The following is a 25663-nucleotide window of genomic DNA, read 5'->3' as shown; positions in this document are numbered from 1 at the left end:
TGGCCTATCTTTCTGTTTTTCCGGGCATAATTGACCTCATGACCGCGCCGATCGCCATCATCATGGGAAGCCAGTCGGATTGGGACACGATGCGGCATGCCGCCGACACGCTTGACGCGCTCGGCATTGCCGCCGACAGCCGCATCGTCTCGGCACACCGCACCCCCGACCGGCTGTTTGCCTTCGCCAAGGGCGCCAAGGCCGCGGGTTACAAGGTCATCATCGCGGGCGCCGGTGGCGCCGCACATCTTCCCGGCATGGCGGCGGCGCTGACGGAACTTCCGGTCTTTGGCGTTCCCGTCGAATCCAAGACTCTCAAGGGAGTCGATTCGCTCTATTCGATCGTCCAAATGCCCGCCGGCATCCCGGTCGGCACCCTCGCCATCGGCAAGGCCGGCGCGATCAACGCCGCGCTGCTGGCGGCTGCCGTCCTGGCATTGTCCGACCCGGCATTGTCCGATCGCCTCGCCGCCTGGCGCAAGGCGCAGACTGACGCTGTTGCCGAGCGCCCGGAGGACAAGGCGTGACTGACACCAGGCACGTGAAGCTGAAGCCCGGTGACACCATCGGAATCCTCGGCGGCGGACAATTGGGGCGGATGCTGGCCATGGCGGCGGCGCGGCTCGGCCTGCGCTGCCAAGTGTTCTCGCCCGATCCGGATTCGCCCGCCTTCGACGTCGTGCTGAACGCCACCTGCGCCGAATATGCCGACGTCGAGGCGCTCGAGCTGTTCGCCAACGACGTCGACGTCATCACCTACGAATTCGAAAACGTGCCGTCGGCCGCCGCGATGGTGCTGGATGCGCGCCGCCCGGTGCTGCCCAACCGCAAGATTCTCGAGACCACCCAGGACCGGCTCGCGGAGAAGGATTTTGTCACCCGGCTCGGCATCGGCACTGCCGCCTATGCCGACGTCACCTCCGTCTCCTCGCTGCGCGAGGCGATCGCCAGAATCGGCCTGCCGGCCGTGCTCAAGACCCGCCGCTTCGGCTATGATGGCAAGGGCCAGGCCATCATCCGCGAGGGCGACGACATCACCAAGGTGTGGACCAGCCTCGCCACCAAATCGGCGATCCTGGAGGCCTTTGTGCCGTTCGAACGCGAGATATCCGTGATCGCCGCGCGCTCGGCCGCAGGACAGGTCGAGTGTTTCGACGTCACCGAGAACGAGCACCGCGACCACATCCTGAAGATATCGCGCGCGCCTGCGCCGATCCCCGACGCGCTCACCGAGGAAGCGCGCAGCATCGCCGAAAAGATCGCGAGCGCGCTCGACTATGTCGGCGTGCTCGCTGTCGAGATGTTCGTGCTCGCCAACGGCACCGGACCGAAGGTGCTGGTCAACGAGATCGCCCCGCGCGTGCACAATTCCGGCCATTGGACGCTCGATGGCGCCTCCGTCTCGCAATTCGAGCAACATATCCGCGCCATCGCCGGCTGGCCGCTCGCCAAGCCGGTGCGCCACGGCGACGTCGTCACGATGACCAATTTGATCGGCGACGAGATCAACGATTACGAAAAATGGCTGAGCGTGCCGGGCGCGACCGTGCACATCTACGGCAAGGGCGCGCCGCGCCCAGGCCGCAAGATGGGCCACGTCACCGAAGTGCGCCCCACCACAAGCGAGTAGCGGGACCGCGGCCTCGGCCTGCGATCCCGCCTTGCAATCACGCCGTCTTCACGCCTGCGACGACGCCGGTGGGCTCCTCGCTGAGCCAGCGATAGATCACCCCGCCCAGCGCGCCACCGATCAGCGGTGCAACCCAGAACAGCCAGAGCTGCGCGAGCGCCCAGCCGCCGACGAACAGTGCCGGGCCCGTGCTGCGCGCCGGGTTCACCGAAGTGTTTGTGACGGGGATGCTGACGAGATGGATCATCACCAGCGCGAGTCCGATCGCGAGCGGTGCGAAGCCCGCCGGCGCGCGGCCATGTGTGGCGCCCATGATGATGAACAGGAACATCATGGTCATCACCACCTCGGTGAGGAAGCACACGATCATGCTGTACTGGCCAGGCGAATGCGCGTCATAACCGTTGGAGGCAAAGCCCTTGGCGACGTCGAATCCGGGCGCCCCGCTCGCGATGACGTAGAGGATCGACGCAGCGACGATCGCGCCCGCCACCTGTGCAATCACGTAAGGAAGGACCTGACCCGCAGGAAAACGGCCGCCGGCGGCGAGACCGACGGTGACGGCTGGATTGAGATGGCAACCCGAGATGTGGCCGATCGCATAGGCCATGGTGACCACGCTCAGTCCGAAGGCGAAGGAGACGCCGACGAGGCCGATGCCGACCTGGGGGAAGCCGGCGGCGATCACTGCGCTTCCGCAGCCCGCGAATGTGAGCCAGAAGGTGCCGATGGCTTCGGCAGCGTATTTTTTCATGTCCATTGGGAGGTCCCCTGTTTGCAAAGATTCCGGAACGAAGCTCCGGTCGCGGCCCCGCGGTCGGCGTCGAATCGCCCAAATCGAGGCCACACGGAGGTATTTTCGCCGCATTTAATGGCCGAACTTGGCCCGAAATCCCGCTTGGCCGGTGGACATCCGAGGTTTTGTCTGATACATCCGCGCGCTCAAGGTTAAGGGCTTGCGCGTTTTCGCCATCCCCTTCGTCTTACCAGAATTCAAATCCGATCCACCTAAAGAGGATGCCGCGTGCAGGTTCTCGTTCGCGATAACAATGTTGATCAAGCCCTCAAGGCGCTGAAGAAGAAGATGCAGCGCGAGGGGATTTTCCGCGAGATGAAGCTCCGCGGTCACTACGAGAAGCCGTCCGAGAAGAAGGCCCGCGAAAAGGCCGAAGCCGTGCGCCGCGCGCGCAAGCTGGCCCGCAAGAAGCTGCAGCGCGAAGGCCTGCTGCCGATGAAGCCGAAGCCGGTGTTCGGCGCCGGTCCCGGCGGAGATCGCGGTGGCCGTGGCGGCCCCGGCGCAGGTCCGCGCCCACCGCGCTGATCGTCCGGCATTTAGCAAGAGTTCAGTTTTCGATGACGCGGGCCCCTGGCCCGCGTTATTGTTTGTGAACGGTGCCTTCCTGGAACGGGGCACTAACGATGCGGCACCGGCGCGAGCGAACCGTAGATGGCTTCTCCTTTCCCTCAGCGCGGCTTGGTCGGACGACGCCGGATCTGGCAGCAGCCGCTCGCCTTGGCCTTGATGGGGATCACGCTAGGCGGCTGCTCCTTCGATCTGGGATCGCTGCTCCCGGAGAAGGACAAGCCGCAGGAAGCGCCCAAGGCCGCCGCGCCGCCCGAGAGCACGGTGAGCGCCGGCAACGTCAACGAAGCTCAGGCCCACACGGCAAAGGCCCAGTCCCTGGCCAAATCAGGCGCGACCGCGGCAGCGCTCGATGAGTTCAATCGCGCGGTCGGGCTCGATCCCTACAATGCGCAGGCACTTTACGGCCGGGCCCTGATCTACCAGGGCAACAACCAGCACGACTTCGCGATCGCCGATTTCAGCGCCGCGAGCGGACTCAACCCGCAAAAGGTCGAGCCGCTGCTCGGCCGCGCCAACAGCTATCTCGCACTCGGCAAGGTCAAGGAAGCCGCAGCCGATCTCGATGAAGCCTCGGAGGCCGATCCGGCCAACGCCCAGGTCTGGACCACGCGCGGACAGGTCTATGAGCGGCTGGGCGACAGGGCCAAGGCGGCGGCGTCCTACACCAGGGCCGTCGCGCTTCGTCCACGCGATGACGCCGCCCGCAGCGGCCTCGCCCGCGTCGGCGGCTGAGGATTGGCGCAGCGCGCAGTCTCAATCGGGGGTGGCGCTCTTCGGCAGAACGGCGTTGAACATCGACTTCATGCCCGACAGCATCTCGTCGGCGACGTTCGTCTTCTTCGGCCGCGGCATGGTGGCACCGGCATCGGCACGCAGATCGAGCGGAGGCGCTATGACCGGCACGGGAATGTCAGCCGGTGGCGTGACCCGATTCGGATCGTCGCTGCCGATCGAGGCGGTGTAGGGCGGATTTGCGCCACCATTGCCATAGGCCTCAGGTAAAGGGGTCGAAACCGTGATCGGCGGCGGCAGCGGACGGACCGGGGGCGGCTCCACAGCAACGACCCGCGGGGTCTCCGGCGTGCGGGCGGCCTCCCGCACCGCAGGCTCCGCCGGCCTCTCGGCTGGCTTCGCCTCGGACGACCTCGCCTCGGCAGGCTTGCCTTCTGAGGATTTGGCCTCGGCGGCTCTGCCTTCGGGCGACTTGCGCAGGCGCTCGATCGCAGCACGTGCGAGATCGTTGGCATCAGGGGTTGCGGCCGGGGCGACAGCGGCTGGTGCCGAATTGGCCTCGACCACCGGGGTAGCGGGAGCGGGCGCGGTGACGGCGGGGGTGGACGTCGGCGTGGACTTGGCGACCGCCTTTTCACGGGCGGCAGGCTTGGCTCGGGTCTCGTCGGGAGCCTTCTCGGCAGCCTTCTCCGACCCCTTGGGCTCGGCGACCGGCTGGTGGTCGGCCGCCTTGTCCGGCGCCGGCTTGTCGGTCACGCTCTTCTCGGAGATGCCTTTGGCCTTGACGCCGGGCGCAGGAAGGTTGGCGACATCAGCAGGCTTGCCGTTATGGCCGGCATCGGCGGGCGCAACCACGGCCGCGGGGGAATCGGCCGCCGGCTTGGCGTTGATGTAATGATTGACGATGTAAGCCCCGATGATCGTCGCGAGCACCGAGGGGAAAATATCCATCGAGATTTTAGCGAGGTATTTCAGCATTTCTCGGCCACTCCCCGCGCGATCTGATGCGGGAACTTTAGGGCATTGTGAGGGATCAACTGCGACGGATCGATGGCAAACAGGAACGCTAACCTACGGTTTCAGCTCGATTTCAAGGAACACGATCTCGGTTGAGGTTTCGTTAAGCACGTCATGCTGAACACCGGCCTTGCGGAAGTAGGATTTCCCGGCAGCGAGCTGCGCCTTGGACCGTTCGCCATCGGGCGCCACGATGGTCATCTCGCCGGCGACGACCGGAACGATCACATAGTCCATCCCGTGGGTGTGATGGCCGGTCGCGCTGCCCGGCGGAAGGCGCCATTCCGTCACCCGGACCTGTTCATTGTCGACCTGAACTTCGGAATTGGCAGCAAGCATCGGAATTCCCCTAGGGCACGAACACCATGAATACGTAGACGGCAAATACCACCATATGGACCAGTCCGAACAGGACATTGGTCCTGCCCGTGCCGAAGGTCAGCATGCTCAGGAAGAAGGTCAGCAGCAAAAGCACGCTGCCCTGGGCGTTGAGACCGAGTTCGAGCTCCTTGTCGAGCGCGTAGGTGGCAACGCCGACGGCCGGAATGGTCAGCCCGATGGTCGCCAGCGAGGACCCCAGTGCGAGGTTGATGCTCTTCTGGAGGTCGTTCTTGCGGGCCGCCGACACGGCCGCAAGACCTTCCGGCATCAGGATCAGCAGCGCGACCAGAAGTCCCGTAAAGGCCGGCGGCGCGCCGATCTTGGCCGCGACGGCGTCGACGACCAGCGAGAATTTCTTGGCGAGCAGCACGACCGCCAGCAGCGCAACCAGCAGCAGCACGACGCTGAGCGCCAGCATCCTGCCCGACAGATGCGCCTCGCCGTTGCCGCCGTCTCCCCGATCGTGGACGAAATAGTCCTTGTGCAGCACGGTCTGGGTGTAGAGAAACACCCCGTACAGCGCGAGCGTGACCACGTCGACGAAGCCGAGCTGAACCGCGGAATAGACCGGGCCGGGCGTGGTGGTGGTGTAGTTCGGCAGGATCAGCGTGATGGTCGCGAGCGCGAACAGGACGCTGAGATAGACGTTGGCGCCGGAGAGCTGAAAACCCTGCTCGCGGTAGCGCAGGCCGCCGATGAAGATGCAGAGGCCGACGAGGCCGTTGCAGACGATCATGACCACGGCAAACACGGTGTCGCGCGCCAGTGCCGGGGCAGGCTTGTCGCCCAGCATGATCGTGGTGATCAGCGCCACCTCGATGATGGTCACCGAGAGCGTCAGAACCAGCGTGCCGTAAGGTTCGCCGACCCGTTCCGCGATCACTTCGGCATGGTGAACCGCGGCGAACACGGTGCCGAACAGGATGACGAGAAGGACAATGGCGAAGACGAGCCCGCCGAGCGACAGCGTGAACACGTAGTCCGTCGCACTGACGGCTGCGAACAACAGCACGGCGAGCGCCGGGAATATCCAGGCCGACCGGGGCATCGGACTATGCGCGCTCATCCACCGCTTCCATTTGCTTGAATGAGCAGTAGCAAATCGGGCGCGAGATTCAATGCCAGTGCATGATCGGCGCCACCGGAAGCAGCGTCAGCAGCAGGAACAGCGGGATCAGCACGGCGCCGGCGCGCAAGAAATAGCCGAAGAAGCTCGGCATTTTGACGCCGCTCTCGCTGGCGATGCTGCTCACCATGAAGTTCGGCGCATTGCCGATATAGGTGAGCGCCCCCATGTAGACGGCCCCCATGGAGATCGAGGCCAGCGTGCCCGAGAGCTCGTGCATCAGCACCTGCGGGTCGCCGCCGGCGAGTTCGAAGAACAAGAGATAGGTCGGCGCATTGTCGAGGAACGCGGACATCAGGCCGGTGAACCAGAAATAGGCGACCTCGCGCGGCGCACCGTCCGGCGCCGTCACCGCCGACAACAGCCAGGCGAAGGCGCCGTGATGGCCGGCATTGAGCATGGCAATGACCGGGATGATGGCCACGAAAATGCCCGCGAACAGTTTTGCGACCTCGCGGATCGGCTCCCAGGTGAAGCCGTTGGCCTGCCGGTGCTCATCGGGCGTCAGCCATACCGACAGCGCCGCGATGGCCAGCAGCGCAAGATTGCGCGAGACGTCCTCCAGTTCCAGCTTGGTGCCGAAAATATCGAACGCGATGCCGGACTTCCACACCGCCGACGCGAGCAGGCTCGCCACGATGGCCGCGATCAGCACGAGATTGACGAGGCCGCGAATGCGCAGCGGCTCCCCGCGGCCTGTATCGTCGGCCGGCGGCTCGCTCCGGAAACGCCAGACGTCGATGACGACGAAGATGGCAAGCAGCAGTCCGGCCACGACGGCGGTCTGCAGCCAGATGGTCCGCGTGGTCCAGAAGAAGTCGACCCCGTGCAGGAAGCCGACGAACAACGGGGGATCGCCGAGCGGGCTCAGCGCGCCCCCGACATTGGCGACCAGGATGATGAAGAAGATGACGACATGGGCGTTGTGACGGCGCGGCCTGTTGGCGCGGATCAGCGGACGGATCAGGATCATCGCGGCACCCGTGGTGCCGACGATGCTCGCCCCGAATGTGCCGAGCGCAAGGATGCCAAAATTGGTCGCCGGGGTCGCCCTGATGTCGCCGGTGATCAGAATGCCGCCGGCCACGACATAAAGCGAGAACAGCAGCACGATGAAGCCGAGATACTCGGCGAGCATGGCATGGACGAGCGCCGCCAGCGTCGCCGTGCTCCCGGCAAAGACGACGAGCGCGGCGAGCGCCAGCAGAGCCCAGGCAGCAGTGATCTTGCCGTAATGATGATGCCAGATCCTTGGGAACAGCAGCGGCCCCAATGCGATCGAGAGCAACAGGCCGGCAAAGGGCAGCGCATAGGGCCAGCGCATCGCAGCACCATCGAGCCCGGTCGCCGCAAGCGCATTCTGCGGCAGAAGCGTGAAGCAGAAGGCGGCGACCGCGGAACCGCGACGTGCAAACGAACTGTCAACTGCCAATGAAATCTCTCGCCGTTTCGATTGCGCCATACTGATCGAGATCGTCGTGCCCGCCGCCCACCATGCGAACGAACCGTTTGGGCTCTCGGGCGAGTGCGAACAGACGCTCTCCGAACGCGATCGGAATGGCAAGATCATTGGTGCCATGCATGACGAGCAGCGGCACCATGACGCGCGCCATGCGCTGGTCCGAATGAAACGGATCGCGCATCAGGAGACGCGCCGGAACAAACCAGAACGACGAAGCCGCAATGTCGGCTGTCGATGTATAGGGCGCCTCCAGGATGAGTTTTCCAACGCGGTGCTCCGAGGCGATGGCAACGGCCACGCCCGTTCCCAGAGAGAAGCCCCACGCGACGATTCGCTCCGCTTCATAGCGCGCAGTGGTGAAAGCATAAGCGGCCGCAGCATCGGTCAGCAGCCCCTGCTCGCTCGGCGCGCCGCTCGAGCCGGCATATCCGCGATAGGACAGCGCGACGAGGCCGGTGCCGTCGGCCGTCATTGCCTTGAAGCGGCTGATGCGACCGGCGAGATAGTCGCCGTTGCCTGGAAAATACAGGATCACGGGACGGCCGGGCTTCGCGGGCACGTGCCAGACGATGACCTTCTCGCCGTCCGACGTGGTCAGGACATGCTCTTCCGCCTCGGGCATGCCCACGGTGGCGGGGGCGGTGCGCCCGACGGGAGGGATCGGAAACAGCATCTCGCGTTGGCGCGCATACAGCACGAGGAGACCGACGGAATAGACGGTCACCAGTACGATGGCGCTCCACTTGACGATGGTCATCATTGTGCGGCCGGTCTCCGGCTCAGGGCTTGCGCCGGCTCCGCAGCAATTTCATGACATCGGGCCGGAGGCTCGCCGGGACGTCACGGCAGCCGCACGCCGCCTTGTGGGCGGCATGCCATGCGATGCGCTGCGCGCGCGTCGCCTTGGGCGGCATGGGATGGGACCGGTGCCATTCCTCGTTGATGGCCACGATCCCCTCACGCGCTACATCGCCTTGACGATGTTCTCGGTGACCTTCTTGGCGTCGCCGAGCAGCATCATGGTGTTGTCGCGATAGAACAGCGGATTGTCGATGCCGGCATAGCCGGAGGCGAGCGAGCGCTTGATGAACATCACGGTGCCGGCCTTCCAGACCTGGAGCACGGGCATGCCGTAGATCGGCGAGGTCTTGTCCTCTTCGGCCGCCGGGTTGGTGACGTCGTTGGCGCCGATCACGAAGGCGATGTCGGCCTGCGCGAATTCGGAGTTGATGTCCTCGAGCTCGAACACCTCGTCGTAAGGTACGTTGGCTTCCGCAAGCAGCACGTTCATGTGGCCGGGCATGCGACCGGCGACGGGATGAATGGCGTATTTCACCTCGACGCCTTCCTTCTTTAGGATGTCGCCCATCTCGCGGAGCGCGTGCTGGGCCTGCGCCACCGCCATGCCGTAGCCCGGCACGATGATGACCTTGGAGGCGTTCTTCATGATGAAGGCGGCATCGTCGGCCGAGCCGAGCTTGGCCGGCTTCTGCTCGCCCGTGCCGCCGCCGGCCGCGGCGGTCTCGCCGCCGAAGCCGCCGAGGATGACCGAGATGAAGGACCGGTTCATCGCGTGGCACATGATGTAGGACAGGATCGCGCCTGAGGAGCCGACCAGCGCGCCGGTGATGATCAGCGCGGAATTGCCGAGCGTGAAGCCGATGCCGGCGGCGGCCCAGCCGGAGTAGGAGTTCAGCATCGAGATCACGACCGGCATGTCGGCGCCGCCGATCGGGATGATCATGAGCACGCCGAGCGCCAGCGCGAGGATGACGATCATCCAGAAGTCGAACGCGCTGCCTGACAGCACGAGGCCGACGATGAAGAACACCAGCGCCAGGGCCAGCGCGATGTTGATGATGTGGCGGAACGGCAGCAGGATCGGCGCACCGCTCATGCGGGCGGACAGCTTCAGGAACGCGATCACCGACCCGGTGAAGGTCAGCGCGCCGATGGCGACGCCGAGCGACATCTCGACCAGGCTCTGCGGATGGATGTTGCCGGGGGTGCCGATGCCGAAGGCCTCGGGCGCGTAGAACGCGCCGGCCGCGACCAGCACCGCGGCCATGCCGACCAGCGAGTGGAAGGCGGCGACCAGTTCCGGCATCGAGGTCATCGGCACGCGGCGGGCGATCACCGCGCCGAGGCCGCCGCCGATCGCGACCGCGAGGATGACCAGGATCCACGCCACACCGTCGGCCGGCGGATGGCTTGCGAGCGTGGTGGCGACCGCGATCGCCATGCCGATCATGCCGAACAGATTGCCCTGGCGCGACGATGCCGGGCTCGACAGCCCGCGCAGCGACAGGATGAACAGCACCCCCGCCACGAGATACAAGAATGCAGAGAGATTGGCGCTCATCTCAGGTCCCCATTGATCCCTTCAGCCCGAGGTGGCCGCTCACTTCGACTTCTTCTTGTACATCGCCAGCATCCTCTGGGTGACGAGGAAGCCGCCGAAAATGTTCACGCAGGCGAAGACGAGCGCGACGAAGCCGAAGCCGCGCGCCCAGCCCGAGCCGCTCGAAACCATGCCGACCCCCACCGCGAGCAGCGCGCCGACCACGATCACCGACGAGATCGCGTTGGTCACGCTCATCAGCGGCGTATGCAGCGCCGGCGTCACCGACCACACCACGAAATAGCCGACGAAGACGGCGAGGACGAAGATCGACAGCTGGAAGATGAAGGGGTCGACGAGCTGTGCTGCATGCTCCATGGCGGCTCTCCTTAAACCTTCGGCTGGAAGTTCGGATGGATCACGGCGCCGTCTTTCGTCAGCGCGGTGGCCTTGACCAGCTCGTCGTCCCAGTTGACGGCGAGCTTCTTCTCCTTCTTGTCGACCATGGTCTCGATGAAGGAGAACAGATTGCGTGCGTAGAGGCTGGAGGCCGAGGCCGCGACGCGGCCGGCGACGTTGGTGTAGCCGACGATCTTGATGCCATCGAGATCGACGACCTCGCCGGGTTTCGCACCCTCGACATTGCCGCCGCGCTCGACGGCGAGATCGACCAGCACCGAGCCCGGCTTCATCGACCTGACCATCTCGGCGCTGACGAGCTTCGGCGCGGGCCGGCCCGGAATCAGCGCTGTCGTGATCACGATGTCCTGCTTCTTGATGTGCTCGGCGGTGAGCGCGGCCTGCTTGGCCTGGTACTCCCTCGACATTTCCTTGGCATAGCCGCCGGCGGTCTGCGCGTTCTTGAACTCCTCGTCCTCGACGGCGAGGAATTTCGCGCCGAGGGATTCGACCTGTTCCTTGGTCGCTGGGCGAACGTCGGTCGCGGTCACGATGGCGCCGAGACGGCGCGCGGTCGCGATCGCCTGCAGGCCGGCGACGCCGACGCCCATCACGAACACCTTCGCGGCGGGCACGGTGCCGGCCGCGGTCATCATCATCGGGAAGGCGCGGCCAAAGGCCTCGGCGCCCTCGATCACGGCGCGGTAGCCGGCGAGGTTCGCCTGCGACGACAGCACGTCCATCACCTGCGCGCGCGTGATGCGCGGCATCAATTCCATCGCAAAAGCGGAGACCCCGGCATCGGCTATCGTCTTCAGCGCGGCCTCGTTGCCATAGGGATCCATGATCGCGATGACGAGCGCGCCGCGCTTGTACTGCGCAAGCTCGGAAGCTTCAGGACGCTTCACCTTGATGATGATGTCGGCGTCCTTGAGCGCGTCGGCGCTGACGGTGGCGCCCACGGCGGTGAATTCCGAATCCGGCAGACCCGATTTGACACCGGCGCCCGGCTCCACGGCAATTTCGGCGCCCAACGCCTTGAACTTCTTCACCGTATCAGGCGAAGCGGCGACACGCGGCTCCGACGGATCGATTTCCTTGGCAACGGCGATCTTCATGGGCCCTCCGGCGACGCGGGAAAAAGCGCGCACGCGAACTTAGCGTTACTCCCGCAACGTTGGATACCGGTTTTCAATCCGGCTTAGATGCAAATTTTATGGGCACCGACGGCGCTGGCGGTGCGGCAGGCGATCGATCAGGTCAGGTCAGGTCAGGTCAGGTCAGGAAGATCGCCATCAGGATCACGATGAGCGCGACCGAGACCGTGCCGTACTTCACCAGCTTGATGAAGCCCTCATAGGTCTGCTCGTGGGCAACGTAGTCGTTGCCGTCGGCGGTGGTGTACGCCACTTCGCTATGGTCAGCCATGGATTGTCCCCAGTCGAAAGTCGAATTCTTGGGTGGCAATACCGCAAAGCTTCGGGCAGGGCAACGGCACGCAGGCGGGGTTTTCCCGCAAATCGGCTCATTTGGAATCCCAATTGTCGCGGATCCAGCGCGCAAGGCTCTCCTCGCTGACTTCGCCGGCAGCAAGTGAGAGGATGATGGCTGCCGCTTCTGCCTCGGGCACAACGAAGTCGATGCCGTTCGCACCGAGAAACGTGTACAGCGCCAGCAGAGACGTGCGTTTATTGCCGTCGACGAACGGATGATTGCGCGCGATGTCGAAAGCGTATGCCGCCGCCAATTCAGGAAGATCGGCGCTCTCGTAAGACCATCTGTTTCTGGGCCGATCGAGCGCGGATTCGAGCATGCCTTCGTCTCGAAGGCCGCTTGCACCGCCATGGATCGCCAGCTGTTCGTCGTGGATCGCAACGACGATCCGACGCGTCAGCCAGAACGGCTCGCTCATTTGGCAAGCTCGGCGAGGGCGTTGTGATAACGCTTCATACCTCGGCGCGCGACTTCCATCGCTTTTTCGAAGTCGGGGTCACGCGGCGTCAGCAAGACGCCACCGTCCGATTGCTCGACCGGAAACAGCTTGTCGCCCTCTTTGAGATTCAGACGAGCCGCGAGCTCCTTCGGCAAGATGACGCCGATCGAATTGCCTATCTTGCGCACCTGGAGCACGGTGGACTCGCTCTTCAGATCCTTGGAGTCCGCATTCTCGTTCATGGCCGCACCTCGTTATACACTTGTATAACATGACCCCGGGCGTCGTTCAACAAATGTTTTACGGCCCCTACCTCAGCCCATCGCCTCCAGCTCATCGATCATGCCGGCGATGACGCTGAGCCCGCCGTCCCAGAACTTGGGGTCCTTTGCGTCCAGCCCGAACGGCCGCAGCAGCTCGGAATAGTGCTTGGTGCCACCGGCGGCGAGCATGTCGAGATAGCGTTCGGCAAAGCCCTCGGCCGCGTTCTCGTAGACGGCGTAGAGCGAGTTCACGAGGCAGTCGCCGAACGCATAGGCGTAGACGTAGAACGGCGAGTGGATGAAGTGCGGGATGTACATCCAGTAGTTCTCGTAGCCCGCCTTGATCTCGATCGCCGGTCCCAGGCTCTCGCCCTGCACCGACAGCCAGATCTCGCCGAGCCGCGCGGCGGTGAGTTCGCCGTTCTTGCGCTCGGTGTGGACCGCGCGCTCGAAGGAATAGAACGCGATCTGCCGCACCACGGTGTTGATCATGTCCTCGACCTTGCCGGCCAGCAGCGCCTGGCGCTGCTTTGCGCTCTTGGTCTGGGCGAGCAACCGCCGGAAGGTGAGCATCTCGCCGAACACGCTCGCGGTTTCGGCCAGCGTCAGCGGCGTCGGCGCCATCAGCGCGCCATTCTTCGCGGCCAGCACCTGGTGCACGCCATGACCGAGCTCATGGGCGAGCGTCATCACGTCGCGCGGCTTGCCCTGGTAGTTCATCAGCACATAGGGGTGCGCGGACGGTGTGGTCGGATGCGAGAACGCGCCCGGCACCTTGCCCGGCCGCACCGGCGCGTCGATCCAGCGATCGGTGAAGAAGCGCTCGGCGATATCGGCCATGTCAGGCGAGAAGCCGCGATAGGCCGTCAGCACCATGTTACGTGCATCGGGCCAGCCGATGACGTCGGTCGCGGCAAAGGGCAGCGGCGCGTTGCGGTCCCAATAGGTCAGCCGCTTCTTGCCGAACCACTTCGCCTTCAGCGCATAATAGCGATGCGACAGCTTCGGATAGGCCGCGCGCACCGAGGCGACCAGCGCGTCGACCACCTCGCGCTCGACGCGGTTGTTCAGATGGCGGGAATCCGCGACGTCCTTGAAGCCGCGCCAGCGGTCGGAGATGTCCTTGTCCTTGGCGAGCGTGTTGGTGATCAGTGAAAAGGTGCGCTCATTGGCCTTGAAGGTCCTGGCCAGCGCCTCCGCTGCAGCCTTGCGCTTGGCGCCGTCGCGGTCCTGCAGCAGATTGAGCGTCGGCTCGATCGCGAGTTCCTTGGATCCGACCTTGAAGCGGAGGCCGGAGATGGTCTGGTCGAACAAGCGGTTGAAAGCGGAATAGCCGGTCTGCGCCTTTTCCAGGAAGAGCTGCTCGAGCTTGTCGTCAAGCTGGTACGGCTTCTCCTTGCGCAAGTCTTCGATCCATGGACGGTAGTAGGCGAGTTCGGCGGCCTGCATCGCGCGGTTCAAAATATCGTCATCGATCCGGTTGAGCTCGAGCGCGAAGAACAGAAGATGCGTCGAGGCCGCCGTCAGGCGCTCGGACACGTCGCCGTAAAACTTTGAAATCGCAGGGTCCACGCTGTCGCCGGCATGGACGAGACCGGCATAGGAGCCGAGACGGCCGGCGAGATCGTCGATCGCCTCATAGCGTCGCACCGCCTCGGCGAGCCATTTTCCGCCATCTTCGTTTGCTGTCCCTGTCGCGAGCTTGCCCTTGTAGTCCGTCTCGAAGGCGACGCAGTCGGCATCCATCTTTTCGAGATCGCGCGCCACTTCGGGCGCATCGATCCCGGAATAGAGATCGGCCAGATTCCACTCCGGAAGTCTGCCGAGCTTGCTTGCAGGCTTTGCCGGCGACTTGGAGTGACTTGCCTTGGGGAGAGATTTCTTGGCGGCAGGTTTCGTGGCGGCGGACGTCTTGGTGACTGGCTTGCGGAGAGCAGACTTTTTGAGAGCAGTCTTGGTGACGGCAGTCTTGGAGCGCGAAGTCATTGTGTGGGAAACCTGTGTTCAACAATCGCGACGGCGGGCGGGGGCATCAAGGCTTAAGCATGCGTTAATCGGCTTCGGCCAGAGTGCCCCGATTCGAGACAGATAGTAGTAGCGTGCGGGGAACACCATGGCTGCCAGTATTTTGATTGCCGACGACGACGCCGTAGCCCGCCGGCTGGTCGAGAACATGGTGCAGAAATGCGGCTATGAGACGGTCGTCGTGGACTCCGGCGATGCCGCAATTGCCACCCTCACCGCCCCCGACGCACCGGCCATCGACGCCGTCATCCTCGATCTCGTGATGCCCGGCCTCGACGGCATGGGCGTTCTGGCGAAGATCCGCGAAGCGGGGCTGAGCATCCCCGTCATCGTGCAGACCGCCCATGGCGGCATCGACAACGTGATCTCGGCAATGCGCGCGGGCGCGTCCGATTTCGTCGTCAAGCCGGTCGGCGTGGAGCGGCTCCAGGTCTCCTTGCGCAACGCGCTCAACACCTCCGCGCTCAAGGGCGAATTGCAGCGCATCCGTCACAGCCGCGAGGGCCGGCTGAGCTTCTCCGACATCATCACCCGCGCCGAGGCGATGGCTCCGGTGATGCGCGCCGCGCAGAAGGCGGCAGGTTCGTCGATCCCCGTGCTCATCGAGGGTGAGTCCGGCGTCGGCAAGGAGATGTTCGCGCGCGCCATCCATGGCAGCGGCGAGCGCAAGGCCAAGCCCTTCGTCGCGGTCAATTGCGGCGCGATCCCGGACAATCTCGTCGAGTCCATCCTGTTCGGTCACGAGAAGGGCGCCTTCACGGGCGCCACCGAACGGCACATGGGCAAGTTTGTCGAGGCTCACGGCGGCACGCTGTTTCTGGACGAAGTCAGCGAGTTGCCGCTGACCGCGCAGGTCAAGCTGCTGCGCGCGCTCCAGGAGGGTGCCGTGGAGGCCGTCGGCGGCCGCAAGCCGGTCAAGGTCGACGTCCGCATCATCTCGGCGACCAATCGCAAGCTGCTGGAGCGGGTGAAACAGGGACATTTCCGGGAAGACCTGTTCTATCGCCTGCACGTGCTGCCGCTCACGATCCCCTCGCTGCGGGCCCGGCGCGAGGACATCCCGCATCTGCTCAGGCATTTCCTGGCGCGCTTTGCCGCCGAGGAGAACCGCCCGATCTCCGGGATCAGCGGCGAAGCGGTCGCGCAGCTTGCCCAGCTCGACTGGCCCGGCAACATCCGCCAGCTCGAGAATGCGGTCTATCGCGCCGTGGTGATGAGCGAGGGCGATCAGCTCGGCTCTGGCGACTTCCCCCTGCTCGCCTCGCAGCCGCATTCCCTCACGGACATTCCGACAGCCCCGCTGATGCTCGAGCCGGCGGCGACGCCCTCCGTGGTGTCGGGTAATGAAATACCAATTGCGCCCCTCCCCGCCGTGGGAACTCTCGCCATGCTCACGGCGACCGGGGATGTCCGCTCGCTGGAGGAAATGGAGAACGAGATCATCCGTTTCGCGATCTCGCACTATCGCGGGCAGATGTCTGAAGTGGCCCGGCGCCTCAAAATCGGCCGGTCGACGCTCTACCGCAAACTCGACGAGGCCGGGGTTCCCGGACATGGCGGCAAAAGCGGTGAGGAGACGCATTGAGCCTGGTGCGAACGGAGCTTCGTGCGACGGCGCGAGATGGCTGTAAGCCGTTAGCAGGTCGACCGAATTCGACTGCGATTTGAACCGTGACCCGGAAGTGACAGACAGAGGGAAAAGCGCGTGGCTGAAGCGCACAATCCGTTGCCAAGAGGCTCCCTTGAAGTCAGTTTGTCGTGAGTTGTCCCGGGTAGCGCTGGCTGCGAAATCGGGGCCTGTATATCGTCTGCGTAGGAATCGTTGCGTGCAGGCGTGCAACTTTCGAGAGGCCGGCGCAGTTTAGCCGAAGCTCATCAATAGGCGATAACGAAGCTGTTCCACGAGGGACAGCTCACCCGAGGGGTGCGACACAATGCGTGACTGTTTGAACCACCGTGCGGGCTTTGACCGTGTCTTGATCACGATCGCGGCGACCTTCCTCACGGTGTCGGCCAGCTCAGCCCTGGCGCAGGATCAGGCGCGCAGCAGCGCCGCCGAGCTCGCGATCGAAGCCGCGATCCCGCGCCCCGAGCCGGCAAACGTCCCGCCCCCGACTGCAGCCGACATCAAGCTCGACACCACCGCGACCGTGCAGGATTCCGCGAAGGAAACTGCAAGGCAGTCCGTCAAGGCGGACGCCGCGCCAGCGCCGGACAAGGTCGAGACCAAGCCGTCCGACGTCGCGACCACCCCCGCGCCAGAAGCACCCAAGAGCGAGACGGCGAAAACCGAGCCCGCAAAGACCGAGCCTGCCAAGGCCGATACCGCGACCGCCACGCCGGCAGCTCCGACGGCACCTGCGGCTGCAGCGGCTCCCGCCGCCGAGCCGGTGAAGGCTGCGAGCAACGTGCCCGCCGCCGACCAGCCGGTCGCAGACAGGCTCAAGGACATCATCGGCGCCAAGACCTCGCGCCATTTCGACCGCAAGAACGAGCGCGCGGCGATCGAGAAGTTCTACGGCGCGCGCGATTTCGCGCCGGTCTGGACGCAGGGCGGCAATCTGACCGCTGCGGCCAGGGGCGTGATCGCGCGACTGAAGGACGCGGCCTCCGACGGCCTCAATCCGGCCGACTATCCGGTGCCGGATTTCGCCGCCGCCACCACGCCCGATGCGCTGGCCGATGCCGAGCTCAAGCTCACCGCCAGCATGTTCGACTATGCGCGCCATGCCCAGAGCGGCCGCATGCACTGGTCGCAGGTCAGCGGCGACATTCTCTATCCCGAACATCCGGTCGATCCCAACGAGGTGCTCGCCAAGGTCACGACCGCGGCTGACGCCTCCGCAGCGCTCGACAGCTACAACCCGCCGCACAAGCTCTACAAGGAGCTGAAAGCCAAGCTCGCCGAGCTGCGCGGCCAGGGCAATGGCCCGGTGATAGAGATCGCCGACGGTCCGGCGCTGAAATACACCCCGGGCGGCAAGAAGCAGGCTGAAATCGTCGTGGAAGATCCGCGCGTGCCGCAGCTGCGCGCCAAGCTCGGCCTCACCGAGAACGCGAACGACACCCGCTATGACGCGACGGTCGCCGGGGCCGTGCGCAAATTCCAGAGCGGCGCCGAAATGAAAGCGACCGGCATTCTCGACGACAAGACCGTCAAGGCGCTCAACATCCCCAAGCGCGACAAGCAGATCGACGTGGTGCTGGTCAACATGGAGCGCTGGCGCTGGCTGCCGCGCGACCTCGGCGCGCCTTCGCTGGGAGACGCCTATGTCATCCTCAACATTCCCGACTTCACTTTGAAGGTGATGCAGCGCGGCCAGCAGGTCTGGACCACGCGCGTCGTGACCGGCAAGCCGGGTACGCATGCGACCCCGCTGCTCACGGAGACGATGAAGTACATCACGGTCAATCCGACCTGGAACGTGCCGCCGTCGATCGTCTACAACGAATATCTGCCGGCGCTGCAGCAGGACCCGACCGTGCTTCAGCGCATGGGCCTCAGGCTCGAGCAGAACCGCGACGGCTCGGTGCACATTTCGCAGCCGCCCGGCGAAGCCAACGCGCTCGGTCGCATCCGCTTCAACTTCCCCAACAAGTTCCTGGTCTATCAGCACGACACGCCGGACAAGCATTTGTTCGCCAGAGACGAGCGTGCCTTCAGCCATGGCTGCATGCGCGTGCAGAATCCGGATCAGTACGCCTCCGTGCTGCTCAACATCGTGTTGCCGAACGAGAAGTACACGCCGGAGCGCGTGCGCAGCATGTACGGCAAGAGCGAGATCGACCTGAAATTCCCGACCCCTATCCCGGTCAACATCACCTATCAGACCGCGTTCGTGGATGACGCCGGCAAGCTGCAGTTCCGCAAGGACATCTATGGCCGCGACGCGACCATGATCAACATACTGAAGAACAACCGCGGCAAGGATCTCGAAGCGGTCGTGGCGCATTCGCAGCCGAGCTACTCGCGCCCGGCGACGACGCTGCCCTCCGGCGTGGCGGTGGCCAACAACGGCGGGGGCTTCGGCTCGTCCGGCCCGAACTTCTTCGAGCGGCTGTTCGGGGCCCCATCCCCGCCGCCGGCGCCGGTCGGCCGCCGGCCGCAGCAACAGCGGGTATTCACCCGCTGAGGCACCGGCTCTACTTTCTGAAATTCTGCAGTGAGATCAACGACCCTATCCCCGGATGGGGTCGTTTAACGTTAACCACTCTCCACCACCGTCCGGGCAACGGGCTTTTTTTGGCCACAGTCAACCGCTTAGGATTGTATTCTGACTTGGTTTGGGGGCGGGAAGGTCAACCTCAAATTAACCTTCTCGCTTTAAGAAAGCGTTCATCCTCTTTCGCGCGCTAACGGGGTTGGCGGGAGAGTCCATTTGAACGCTCGTCGACTGGGTGGGCTCATACGTGCTGACTGGTCTCGCACGCAAATTCGTTGTGCTGTCGTTGTCCCAAGCGGGAGTGAAGGCCGGATCCAGGATCGGTCTTGCTGCCGCATTGCTGCTTGCTGCCGCAGGTTCGGTTCATGACGCGGCCGCGCTGAACGAGACCAAGACGCTCTCCTTCCACCACACCCATTCCGGCGAAGACCTCACCGTCACCTTCAAACGCGACGGCCGCTACGACGAGGCGGCGCTGAAACAGCTCAATCGTTTCCTGCGCGACTGGCGCACCCAGGAGGAGACGGTCATGGACCGTCGCCTCTTCGACATCCTCTGGGAAGTCTATCGCGACGTCGACGGCAAGCAGCCGATCCAGATCATTTCCTCCTATCGCTCCCCCGCCACTAACGCCATGCTCCGCCGCCGCTCCTCCGGTGTGGCGCGCTCCAGCCAGCACATGCTGGGACATGCGATGGATTTCTACATTCCGGGCGTGCCGCTGGAGCAGATCCGGTTCGCCGGCCTGCGCCTCCAGCGCGGCGGCGTCGGTTTCTATCCGACCTCCGGCTCGCCCTTCGTCCATCTGGATACAGGCAGCGTCCGGCACTGGCCGCGCATGACGCATGACCAGCTCGCCCGTGTCTTCCCGGATGGAAAGACTGTGCATCTTCCGACCGACGGCGTCCCGCTGAAGAACTATGAACTCGCCAGGGCCGAGATCGAGCGGCGCGGCAGCGGCGACGATTCCGGCAGCAAGCCGAATTTCTTTGCGGCTCTGTTCAAGAGCAAGTCGGCTCCCGCCGCGAGCAACGACGAGGACGACGAGGGCGCACCCGCAACGGCTGCGAAGCCGGCGGCGCCGACCGTGGTCGCAGCCGCCGCCAAGCCCGCCGAGCCGGTGCCGACGCCACGCGCCAAGCCGCAAATCGCCGCAACCCTCCAGCTCGCTTCCGCCGACGCGCAGATCGTCGCGCTGCCCAAGCCGAAGCCCGTGGCCGACAAGCCGGCGACCGGCAAGTCCGTTGATGGCAAGCTGGAGACCCCGGCCGACATCATCAATGCCCGCGGCTTCTGGGATGACGTGCCGGCCGCGCCGCAGCAGGCGACGCCGGCCCAGGTCGCAGCATTGAAGGCCCGCCAGGCACTGGCCGCAGCCACTGATCCACAACCAACCGCGAGCGTGCCAAACGCAGCCTTACAGGCGCTGGCTTATGCGCCCGCCGCCTCCCCGGTCGACCGCGCCAATGTCGTCGCCGCCTCCGCGCCGATCCCGCGCTCTGCCCGGCCCGCCTCGCGCCATCTTGCGCAGGCAACCGAGATCAACACGGTCGTCGGCAAGAGCATCGACGGCAGGATCGCAACCGCGACCCGCCTCTCCGCTGCCAAGGGCGAAAGCATCTGGCTCAAGATCGTGATGCTGTCGCCGAGCGCCAGCCGCGCGATGTCGGTGACGCTGATGGGCGAGCTCGACACGGTTGCGCTGCGCGCCTATTTCGTCAAGCCGCGGTCCGTGATCGCGATGGGCTTCGTCGACGATCCGACGCAGGGACTGTCCTGCGACAGCTTCTCGGGCAGCGCGACTGCGAAGCTGGAGACGACGTCGTTCGTCGTGCGCACCGCCGCGCTGCGCTGAGTCCCGGGTGCCAGCAAGGCTCTCTCCGCTCTTCCTCGCTCGGATCGATCAAACCGGCAGGCCAGCTGCGATGAGACCAGTCTCGTGGCGCCGCCGGTCGAGTTCGCGCTTGTAGTGCAGCGTCGCAAGATGAGCTGCCACAGAGAACCCAGGTTCGCGCTTCAAGACCTCGGCGGCATGAGCGCCAGCCGCGATCGCATTCTTCATCTGCGCGAATGTCGCCGCCAGAAACGCGTGATGGGTGTAGTCGGGGCGTGTGATCCTTGAAAATGCCTCGGCGGCCTCGGCGTACTTCTCCGCGCAATAGTAGGCGCGGCCGAGATGGCTCCAGAAGCGCTCGGGATGATAGGGATTGAGGCGCATCGCTTTCCTGATCCAGTCGATGCCCTCCTCCGGCAGGCCCAACCAGGTCAGGAGCTCCCCCTGTTGCACGACCACCAGGTCGTAATTCGGGTTGAGCGCGAACGCACGCTCCTGATGATAGGTGGCCTTCTCGTAATCATGACGCGTCAGATTGAGCGCGGCGAGAATCCGGTGCACGTCCGCGTCATTGTCATCGAGCGCCAACGCGATCTCGAGTTCCGAAGCCACCTGCTCGAAGGTCGCCTCGCGATCGGCGCACCAGCCATAGATCCAGCACTGGCCGAGCACGCATGCCATCCAGGCATGAGCGTGGGCATAGTTCGGATCCATCGCCAGCGCACGGTTGAGCAGCGTCTGTGCCTGAGCGTTGTCGTCCCGGTTTGACCGGTGATGCAGGAGCTTTGCCGCCAACACGCATTCGTAAGCTGGCATGTTGTCGGTCGGCTTGCGTTTGGTACGGTCGTGCGTTGCGGCTTCTACCCGGCCGGGCAAAGTCGCCACGATCGCGCGGGTCATCTCGTCCTGGATGGCGAAGATATCCTGGAGCTCGCGGTCGTAGCGTTCGGCCCAGATATGGCGGTCGGTCTCTGCATCGATCAGCTGCACGGTGACGCGGACGCGCTCCCCAGCCTTACGCACGCTGCCCTCGATGACGTAGTCAACTCCGAACTCACGGCCGATGTCCTGAACCTTTACGGCCTTGCCCTTGTAGACGAACGTTGAGTTGCGGGAGATGACAAGAAGGTCGTGAAAGCGTGAAAGCTCGGTGATGATGTCCTCGGTGAGACCGTCCGCGAAGAACTCCTGCTCCGGATCGCCACTCATATTGGCGAATGGCAGCACGGCGATGGACGGCTTCTTCGAGACACCCGATGGCGTCCGCGCAGTGTTCGACCCGTCGGGCAGGCCTGCAGGCCCCTCCGCCAGCCGAATGCGGAAGACGCGGATCGGGCGGGCGATGTTCTTGACGCTCTGTTCACCGAGATCATCGAACTGAACCCCGTCCAGCCGGTCGCCGACCTGATCGCGCACCGCGCCTGAAACGCAGATTCCTCCAGGCTCGGCCAACGCCTCCAGCCGCGCCGCGACGTTGACGCCATCGCCGAAAATGTCGTTCTGATCGAGGATGATATCGCCCAGATTGATGCCGATGCGGAATTGTATCCACCGCGGCGGCGGGACGTCGGCATTACGCCGCGCCATCCGGCGCTGAACCTCGGCGGCACACAGCACGGCATCGACGACGCTGTAGAATTCGGCCAGCATGCCGTCGCCGGTCGTCTTGATGATGCGGCCGCGGTTCTTGGCAATGGCTGGATCTATGAGTTCGACCCGATGGGTCTTGAGACGCGCGAGCGTGCCGGCCTCGTCGACCTCCATGAGCCGGCTAAAACCGACCATGTCGGCGGCGAGGACCGCGGCGAGCCTACGCTCTGGTCCCGGCACATCCATCGCTCGGTCTCTTCACCGAGCACTCTAGCAGACGCAGAGGTTCTGCCCAAGCGTGTTGCGCAGCAACACCCGGGCGATGCATCTCAGATCATCCCCAGCGCCTGCATGTAGGTCTCGAGAATGGTCTCGGCCTCGGCGCGCTCGTTGGGGTCCTGCTTGCGCAGGCGCACGATGGTGCGCAGCGCCTTGACGTCGTAGCCGTTGCCCTTGCTCTCGGCATAAACATCGCGGATGTCGTCGGAGATCGCCTTTTTCTCTTCCTCCAGCCGCTCGATGCGCTCGATGATGGATTTGAGCTGGTCCTTGGCAAATTTCGTCGCGGGCTCGTCGTCGCGGACGGCGGCGGAGGTGGCCATCTAGGTACTCCCAATGGAACTGGCAAAACGAGGGTAGACGCCGGCATCCTCACCGCGCGTGCTGGGGAGAACCCTTAGGGTTGGCGTCACCTGCGTTCAAGCAAGCATCGCGCTCGTCCACAGCGCGCCCACACCTTCCTGCGCCGAGGCGAAGAAAGCTGTTGTGCGGTGCGACTCGGGCGATCGAGATCTGGGCCGTTCAATGCCCGTGGGGGTGGACCTTCTTCATCGTCTCGAGCTGCTCGGGCGTGGCCGTGCCCTGGTATTTCGCCTTCCAGGTCTCGTACGGCATGCCGTAGACGGCCTCCCGGCTCTCGTCCTTGCTCAAGGGAACGCCCTGGGCGTCCGCGGCGTCCTTGAGCCAGTTGGACAGGCAGTTGCGGCAGAAGCCTGCCAGATTCATCAGATCGATGTTCTGGACGTCCGTCCGCGTCTTCAAGTGGTCGACCAGGCGGCGGAAAGCTGCCGCCTCGAGCTCCGTTCTGGTTTTGTCGTCGATTGCCATGGCTGTATTCCTCAAAGCGCGTCCCGATGGCGGTCACCCTTACGGGATCAGGTGGGGCCTGTCACAGATTTTGCCATATCGCGGCGCAAACGAGCCGAAGCCAGGCTTCGGGGTGTGTCCCCGGCCCTACGCCAAATCGTCAATGATCTGGTATAGCTTTCGCGACAATGATTGCCGAATCTCCCCGCTCCCCGCTTTGCCTGCTCACCCGGTTGGTCCCGGTGCTGGCGGTCGCTCTGCTGTGCCTTTGTGCCACCCCGGCCTCCGCCGATTTCCGCCTCTGCAACAACACCTCGAGCCGGGTCGGCATTGCGCTCGGCTACAAGGACGCCGATGGCTGGACCACCGAGGGCTGGTGGAACATCTCGTCCCGCTCCTGCGAGACGCTGCTGCGGGGCACGCTGGTCGCCCGCTACTATTACATCTACGCCATCGACTATGACCGCGGCGGCGAATGGTCGGGCCAGGCTTTCATGTGCTCGCGCGACAAGGAGTTCACCATCCGCGGCACCGAGGATTGCCTGGCGCGCGGCTACGACCGCACCGGCTATTTCGAGGTCGACACCGGCGAGCAGCGCGCCTGGACGGTGCAGCTCACCGACGCCAACGAACAGCCGGCGCAGCAGCGCGTGCCTGGCCTGCCCGGCCCGGTTGGCCCGGGCGGGGTTCCCGGTTTGCCCAATGGCCCGCCCGGTGCTACGCCCCCGGGCTCGCCCGGCCTGCCACCCCCGCCTGGAAATAAGCCATGAGGCGTCTTCGCCGTATCAAGATTCTCGCGACCCTGGGACCGGCCTCTTCAGACCTCGCAATGATCCGCCGCCTGTTCGAGGCCGGTGCCGACCTGTTCCGTATCAACATGAGCCACACCCCGCACGACAAGATGCGGGAGCTGGTGGCGACGATCCGCAATGTCGAAAGCAGCTACGGCCGCCCGATCGGCATCCTGGTCGACCTCCAGGGACCGAAGCTCAGGCTCGGCGCCTTCGCTGACGGCGCGGTCCAGCTCCAGAACGGCCAGACCTTCACGCTCGACTCCGACAAGGCGCCGGGCGACACAACGCGCGTCCATCTCCCGCATCCTGAGATCCTGGCTGCGCTGAGGCCCGGCCATGCGCTGCTGCTCGACGACGGCAAGGTGCGGCTGATCGCGGAGGAGACCTCGAAAGAGCACGCGGTGACGCGTGTCGTCGTCGGCGGCAGGATGAGCGACCGCAAGGGCGTCAGCCTGCCCGACACCGACCTGCCGGTCTCGGCGATGACGCCGAAAGACCGCGCCGATCTCGAGGCGGCGCTCGTCACCGGCATCGACTGGATCGCGCTCTCGTTCGTGCAGCGCGCCGAGGACGTGATCGAGGCCAAGAAGATGATCCGCGGCCGCGCGGCCGTGATGGCCAAGATCGAGAAGCCGCAGGCGATCGACCGTCTCGCCGACATCCTCGAGGCTTCCGACGCGCTGATGGTGGCGCGCGGCGACCTCGGCGTCGAACTGCCGCTCGAGCGCGTGCCGAGCCTGCAGAAGCAGATGACGCGCATGGCGCGCCGCGCCGGCAAGCCGGTGGTGATCGCCACGCAGATGCTGGAATCGATGATCCAGTCGCCGGTGCCGACCCGCGCCGAGGTCTCCGACGTCGCCACCGCCGTCTATGAGGGCGCCGACGCCATCATGCTGTCGGCGGAGTCGGCGGCCGGCAAATTCCCGGTCGAGGCGGTCTCGACCATGAATCGCATCGGCGAGGAGGTCGAGCGCGACCCGACCTACCGCTCCGTCGTCGCAGCCCAGCGCCCCACCCCCGAAGCCACCGCGGGCGATGCCATCGCCGACGCCGCCCGGCAGATCGCCGAGACGCTGGACCTGCCCGCCCTGATCTGCTGGACCAGCTCGGGCTCGACCGCGGTGCGCGTGGCGCGCGAGCGGCCGAAGCCGCCGATCGTGGCGATCACGCCGAACATCACCGCCGGCCGCCGGCTCGCCGTCGTCTGGGGCGTGCACTGCGTCGTCGCGGAGGATGCGCGCGACCAGGACGACATGGTGAGCCGCGCCGGCCAGATCGCGTTCCGGGACGGCTTCGTCCGCGCCGGGCAGCGCGTCATCATCGTCGCCGGCGTGCCGCTCGGCATCCCCGGCACCACCAACATGGTGCGCATCGCCTCGGTCGGCCCCGAGGGCGACGCCGACATCTGAAGCCGGCCGCTCAAACAAAAAGTGCGAAAACAACCCCATGCACAGTAGAAAGCCGCTTCGGCGCGCGTGCTGCGGTTTTTCGAAAAGGCGAGCCCGGCCAGCGGCCTGAGCG

At 64.9% G+C, this 25663-nt stretch carries 26 protein-coding genes; 9 read left to right on the top strand and 17 right to left on the bottom strand.

The features are described from left to right. Nucleotides 1–38: 38 nt before the first annotated feature. Together purE and ACYCVF_RS08010 are read left to right on the top strand one after the other, a co-directional pair. Nucleotides 39–527, top strand: coding sequence for a 5-(carboxyamino)imidazole ribonucleotide mutase (purE, locus tag ACYCVF_RS08015; protein ID WP_459603217.1), 489 nt, complete (start codon nucleotides 39–41; stop codon nucleotides 525–527). Then, complete coding sequence (locus ACYCVF_RS08010) at nucleotides 524–1630, top strand: 5-(carboxyamino)imidazole ribonucleotide synthase (protein ID WP_459603219.1); 1107 nt, start codon at nucleotides 524–526, stop codon at nucleotides 1628–1630. The genes purE and ACYCVF_RS08010 overlap by 4 nt, the downstream gene beginning before the upstream one ends. A gap of 37 nt (nucleotides 1631–1667) precedes the next feature. On the opposite strand, the gene aqpZ is transcribed toward ACYCVF_RS08010, so the two are convergent. Then, nucleotides 1668–2390, bottom strand: coding sequence for an aquaporin Z (gene aqpZ / locus ACYCVF_RS08005; RefSeq protein WP_459603221.1), 723 nt, complete (start codon nucleotides 2388–2390; stop codon nucleotides 1668–1670). 264 nt (nucleotides 2391–2654) lie between these two features. Here aqpZ and rpsU point away from each other — a divergent pair, with 264 nt between their 5' ends. Beyond that, on the top strand, nucleotides 2655–2951 hold the full coding sequence (gene rpsU / locus ACYCVF_RS08000) for a 30S ribosomal protein S21 (RefSeq protein ID WP_063694066.1): 297 nt from the start codon (nucleotides 2655–2657) through the stop codon (nucleotides 2949–2951). Nucleotides 2952–3077: 126 nt separating this feature from the next. Then, complete coding sequence (locus ACYCVF_RS07995; RefSeq protein ID WP_459603224.1) at nucleotides 3078–3728, top strand: tetratricopeptide repeat protein; 651 nt, start codon at nucleotides 3078–3080, stop codon at nucleotides 3726–3728. Between the two features lie 21 nt (nucleotides 3729–3749). Here ACYCVF_RS07995 and ACYCVF_RS07990 read toward each other — a convergent pair whose 3' ends face one another. The 13 genes from ACYCVF_RS07990 to ACYCVF_RS07930 form a co-directional block, all read right to left on the bottom strand. Continuing rightward, nucleotides 3750–4706, bottom strand: a complete 957-nt coding sequence (locus ACYCVF_RS07990; protein ID WP_459603226.1) for a hypothetical protein — start codon at nucleotides 4704–4706, stop codon at nucleotides 3750–3752. 93 nt (nucleotides 4707–4799) lie between these two features. Continuing rightward, on the bottom strand, nucleotides 4800–5084 hold the full coding sequence (locus ACYCVF_RS07985) for a cupin domain-containing protein (protein WP_459603228.1): 285 nt from the start codon (nucleotides 5082–5084) through the stop codon (nucleotides 4800–4802). 10 nt (nucleotides 5085–5094) lie between these two features. After that, entirely contained in the window at nucleotides 5095–6192 is a 1098-nt protein-coding gene (locus tag ACYCVF_RS07980; RefSeq protein ID WP_459603230.1) for a calcium:cation antiporter, read from the bottom strand. 49 nt (nucleotides 6193–6241) lie between these two features. Further along, nucleotides 6242–7576 carry a sodium:proton antiporter gene (locus ACYCVF_RS07975; RefSeq protein ID WP_459603401.1) on the bottom strand — a complete coding sequence of 445 codons (1335 nt, stop codon included), beginning with the start codon at nucleotides 7574–7576 and terminating at the stop codon, nucleotides 6242–6244. A gap of 97 nt (nucleotides 7577–7673) precedes the next feature. Continuing rightward, a complete protein-coding gene (locus ACYCVF_RS07970) occupies nucleotides 7674–8471 on the bottom strand; it encodes an alpha/beta hydrolase (RefSeq protein WP_459603402.1) in 798 nt (265 codons plus the stop codon). Between the two features lie 22 nt (nucleotides 8472–8493). Then, a complete protein-coding gene (locus ACYCVF_RS07965) occupies nucleotides 8494–8664 on the bottom strand; it encodes a hypothetical protein (RefSeq protein WP_459603232.1) in 171 nt (56 codons plus the stop codon). A 14-nt stretch (nucleotides 8665–8678) separates the two neighbouring features. Beyond that, nucleotides 8679–10076: an NAD(P)(+) transhydrogenase (Re/Si-specific) subunit beta gene (locus tag ACYCVF_RS07960; RefSeq protein ID WP_459603234.1), complete on the bottom strand. Its 1398-nt coding sequence runs from the start codon at nucleotides 10074–10076 to the stop codon at nucleotides 8679–8681. A gap of 39 nt (nucleotides 10077–10115) precedes the next feature. Then, complete coding sequence (locus ACYCVF_RS07955; RefSeq protein WP_061024947.1) at nucleotides 10116–10433, bottom strand: proton-translocating transhydrogenase family protein; 318 nt, start codon at nucleotides 10431–10433, stop codon at nucleotides 10116–10118. Nucleotides 10434–10444: 11 nt separating this feature from the next. Further along, on the bottom strand, nucleotides 10445–11572 hold the full coding sequence (locus ACYCVF_RS07950; RefSeq protein WP_459603236.1) for a Re/Si-specific NAD(P)(+) transhydrogenase subunit alpha: 1128 nt from the start codon (nucleotides 11570–11572) through the stop codon (nucleotides 10445–10447). Nucleotides 11573–11729: 157 nt separating this feature from the next. Continuing rightward, on the bottom strand, nucleotides 11730–11882 hold the full coding sequence (locus ACYCVF_RS07945; RefSeq protein WP_008546229.1) for an aa3-type cytochrome c oxidase subunit IV: 153 nt from the start codon (nucleotides 11880–11882) through the stop codon (nucleotides 11730–11732). 97 nt (nucleotides 11883–11979) lie between these two features. Beyond that, nucleotides 11980–12366 carry a type II toxin-antitoxin system death-on-curing family toxin gene (locus ACYCVF_RS07940; protein ID WP_459603239.1) on the bottom strand — a complete coding sequence of 129 codons (387 nt, stop codon included), beginning with the start codon at nucleotides 12364–12366 and terminating at the stop codon, nucleotides 11980–11982. Then, nucleotides 12363–12629, bottom strand: coding sequence for an AbrB/MazE/SpoVT family DNA-binding domain-containing protein (locus ACYCVF_RS07935; RefSeq protein WP_459603241.1), 267 nt, complete (start codon nucleotides 12627–12629; stop codon nucleotides 12363–12365). The genes ACYCVF_RS07940 and ACYCVF_RS07935 overlap by 4 nt, the downstream gene beginning before the upstream one ends. Before the next feature lie 72 nt (nucleotides 12630–12701). Then, entirely contained in the window at nucleotides 12702–14636 is a 1935-nt protein-coding gene (locus ACYCVF_RS07930) for a M3 family oligoendopeptidase (RefSeq protein WP_459603243.1), read from the bottom strand. Nucleotides 14637–14763: 127 nt separating this feature from the next. On the opposite strand from ACYCVF_RS07930, the gene ACYCVF_RS07925 reads away from it, so the two are divergent. The 3 genes from ACYCVF_RS07925 to ACYCVF_RS07915 all read left to right on the top strand — a co-directional run bounded on the left by ACYCVF_RS07925 (nucleotide 14764) and on the right by ACYCVF_RS07915 (nucleotide 20693). After that, nucleotides 14764–16260 (top strand): sigma-54-dependent transcriptional regulator, encoded by a 1497-nt coding sequence (locus ACYCVF_RS07925; RefSeq protein WP_459603245.1) that lies wholly within the window; start codon nucleotides 14764–14766, stop codon nucleotides 16258–16260. A 349-nt stretch (nucleotides 16261–16609) separates the two neighbouring features. After that, nucleotides 16610–18808 carry a L,D-transpeptidase family protein gene (locus ACYCVF_RS07920; protein WP_459603247.1) on the top strand — a complete coding sequence of 733 codons (2199 nt, stop codon included), beginning with the start codon at nucleotides 16610–16612 and terminating at the stop codon, nucleotides 18806–18808. Nucleotides 18809–19085: 277 nt separating this feature from the next. After that, on the top strand, nucleotides 19086–20693 hold the full coding sequence (locus ACYCVF_RS07915) for a DUF882 domain-containing protein (protein ID WP_459603249.1): 1608 nt from the start codon (nucleotides 19086–19088) through the stop codon (nucleotides 20691–20693). Between the two features lie 48 nt (nucleotides 20694–20741). On the opposite strand, the gene ACYCVF_RS07910 is transcribed toward ACYCVF_RS07915, so the two are convergent. The 3 genes from ACYCVF_RS07910 to ACYCVF_RS07900 form a co-directional block, all read right to left on the bottom strand. After that, nucleotides 20742–22508, bottom strand: coding sequence for an adenylate/guanylate cyclase domain-containing protein (locus ACYCVF_RS07910; RefSeq protein ID WP_459603251.1), 1767 nt, complete (start codon nucleotides 22506–22508; stop codon nucleotides 20742–20744). Nucleotides 22509–22591: 83 nt separating this feature from the next. Then, complete coding sequence (locus tag ACYCVF_RS07905; RefSeq protein ID WP_008546273.1) at nucleotides 22592–22864, bottom strand: DUF2312 domain-containing protein; 273 nt, start codon at nucleotides 22862–22864, stop codon at nucleotides 22592–22594. A 199-nt stretch (nucleotides 22865–23063) separates the two neighbouring features. Beyond that, nucleotides 23064–23369, bottom strand: a complete 306-nt coding sequence (locus ACYCVF_RS07900) for a DUF1244 domain-containing protein (protein ID WP_194389820.1) — start codon at nucleotides 23367–23369, stop codon at nucleotides 23064–23066. 167 nt (nucleotides 23370–23536) lie between these two features. Here ACYCVF_RS07900 and ACYCVF_RS07895 point away from each other — a divergent pair, with 167 nt between their 5' ends. Further along, the gene (locus tag ACYCVF_RS07895; protein WP_459603254.1) at nucleotides 23537–24118 is read left to right on the top strand and encodes a DUF1036 domain-containing protein; all 582 of its coding nucleotides are present in this window, start codon (nucleotides 23537–23539) and stop codon (nucleotides 24116–24118) included. Continuing rightward, entirely contained in the window at nucleotides 24115–25551 is a 1437-nt protein-coding gene (pyk, locus tag ACYCVF_RS07890; RefSeq protein WP_459603256.1) for a pyruvate kinase, read from the top strand. Before ACYCVF_RS07895 ends, pyk begins: the two co-directional genes overlap by 4 nt. Nucleotides 25552–25663: the final 112 nt, after the last annotated feature.

The sequence above is a fragment of the Bradyrhizobium cedriense genome (assembly GCF_054602315.1).
This window is presented reverse-complemented; position numbering and strand designations above follow the sequence as displayed.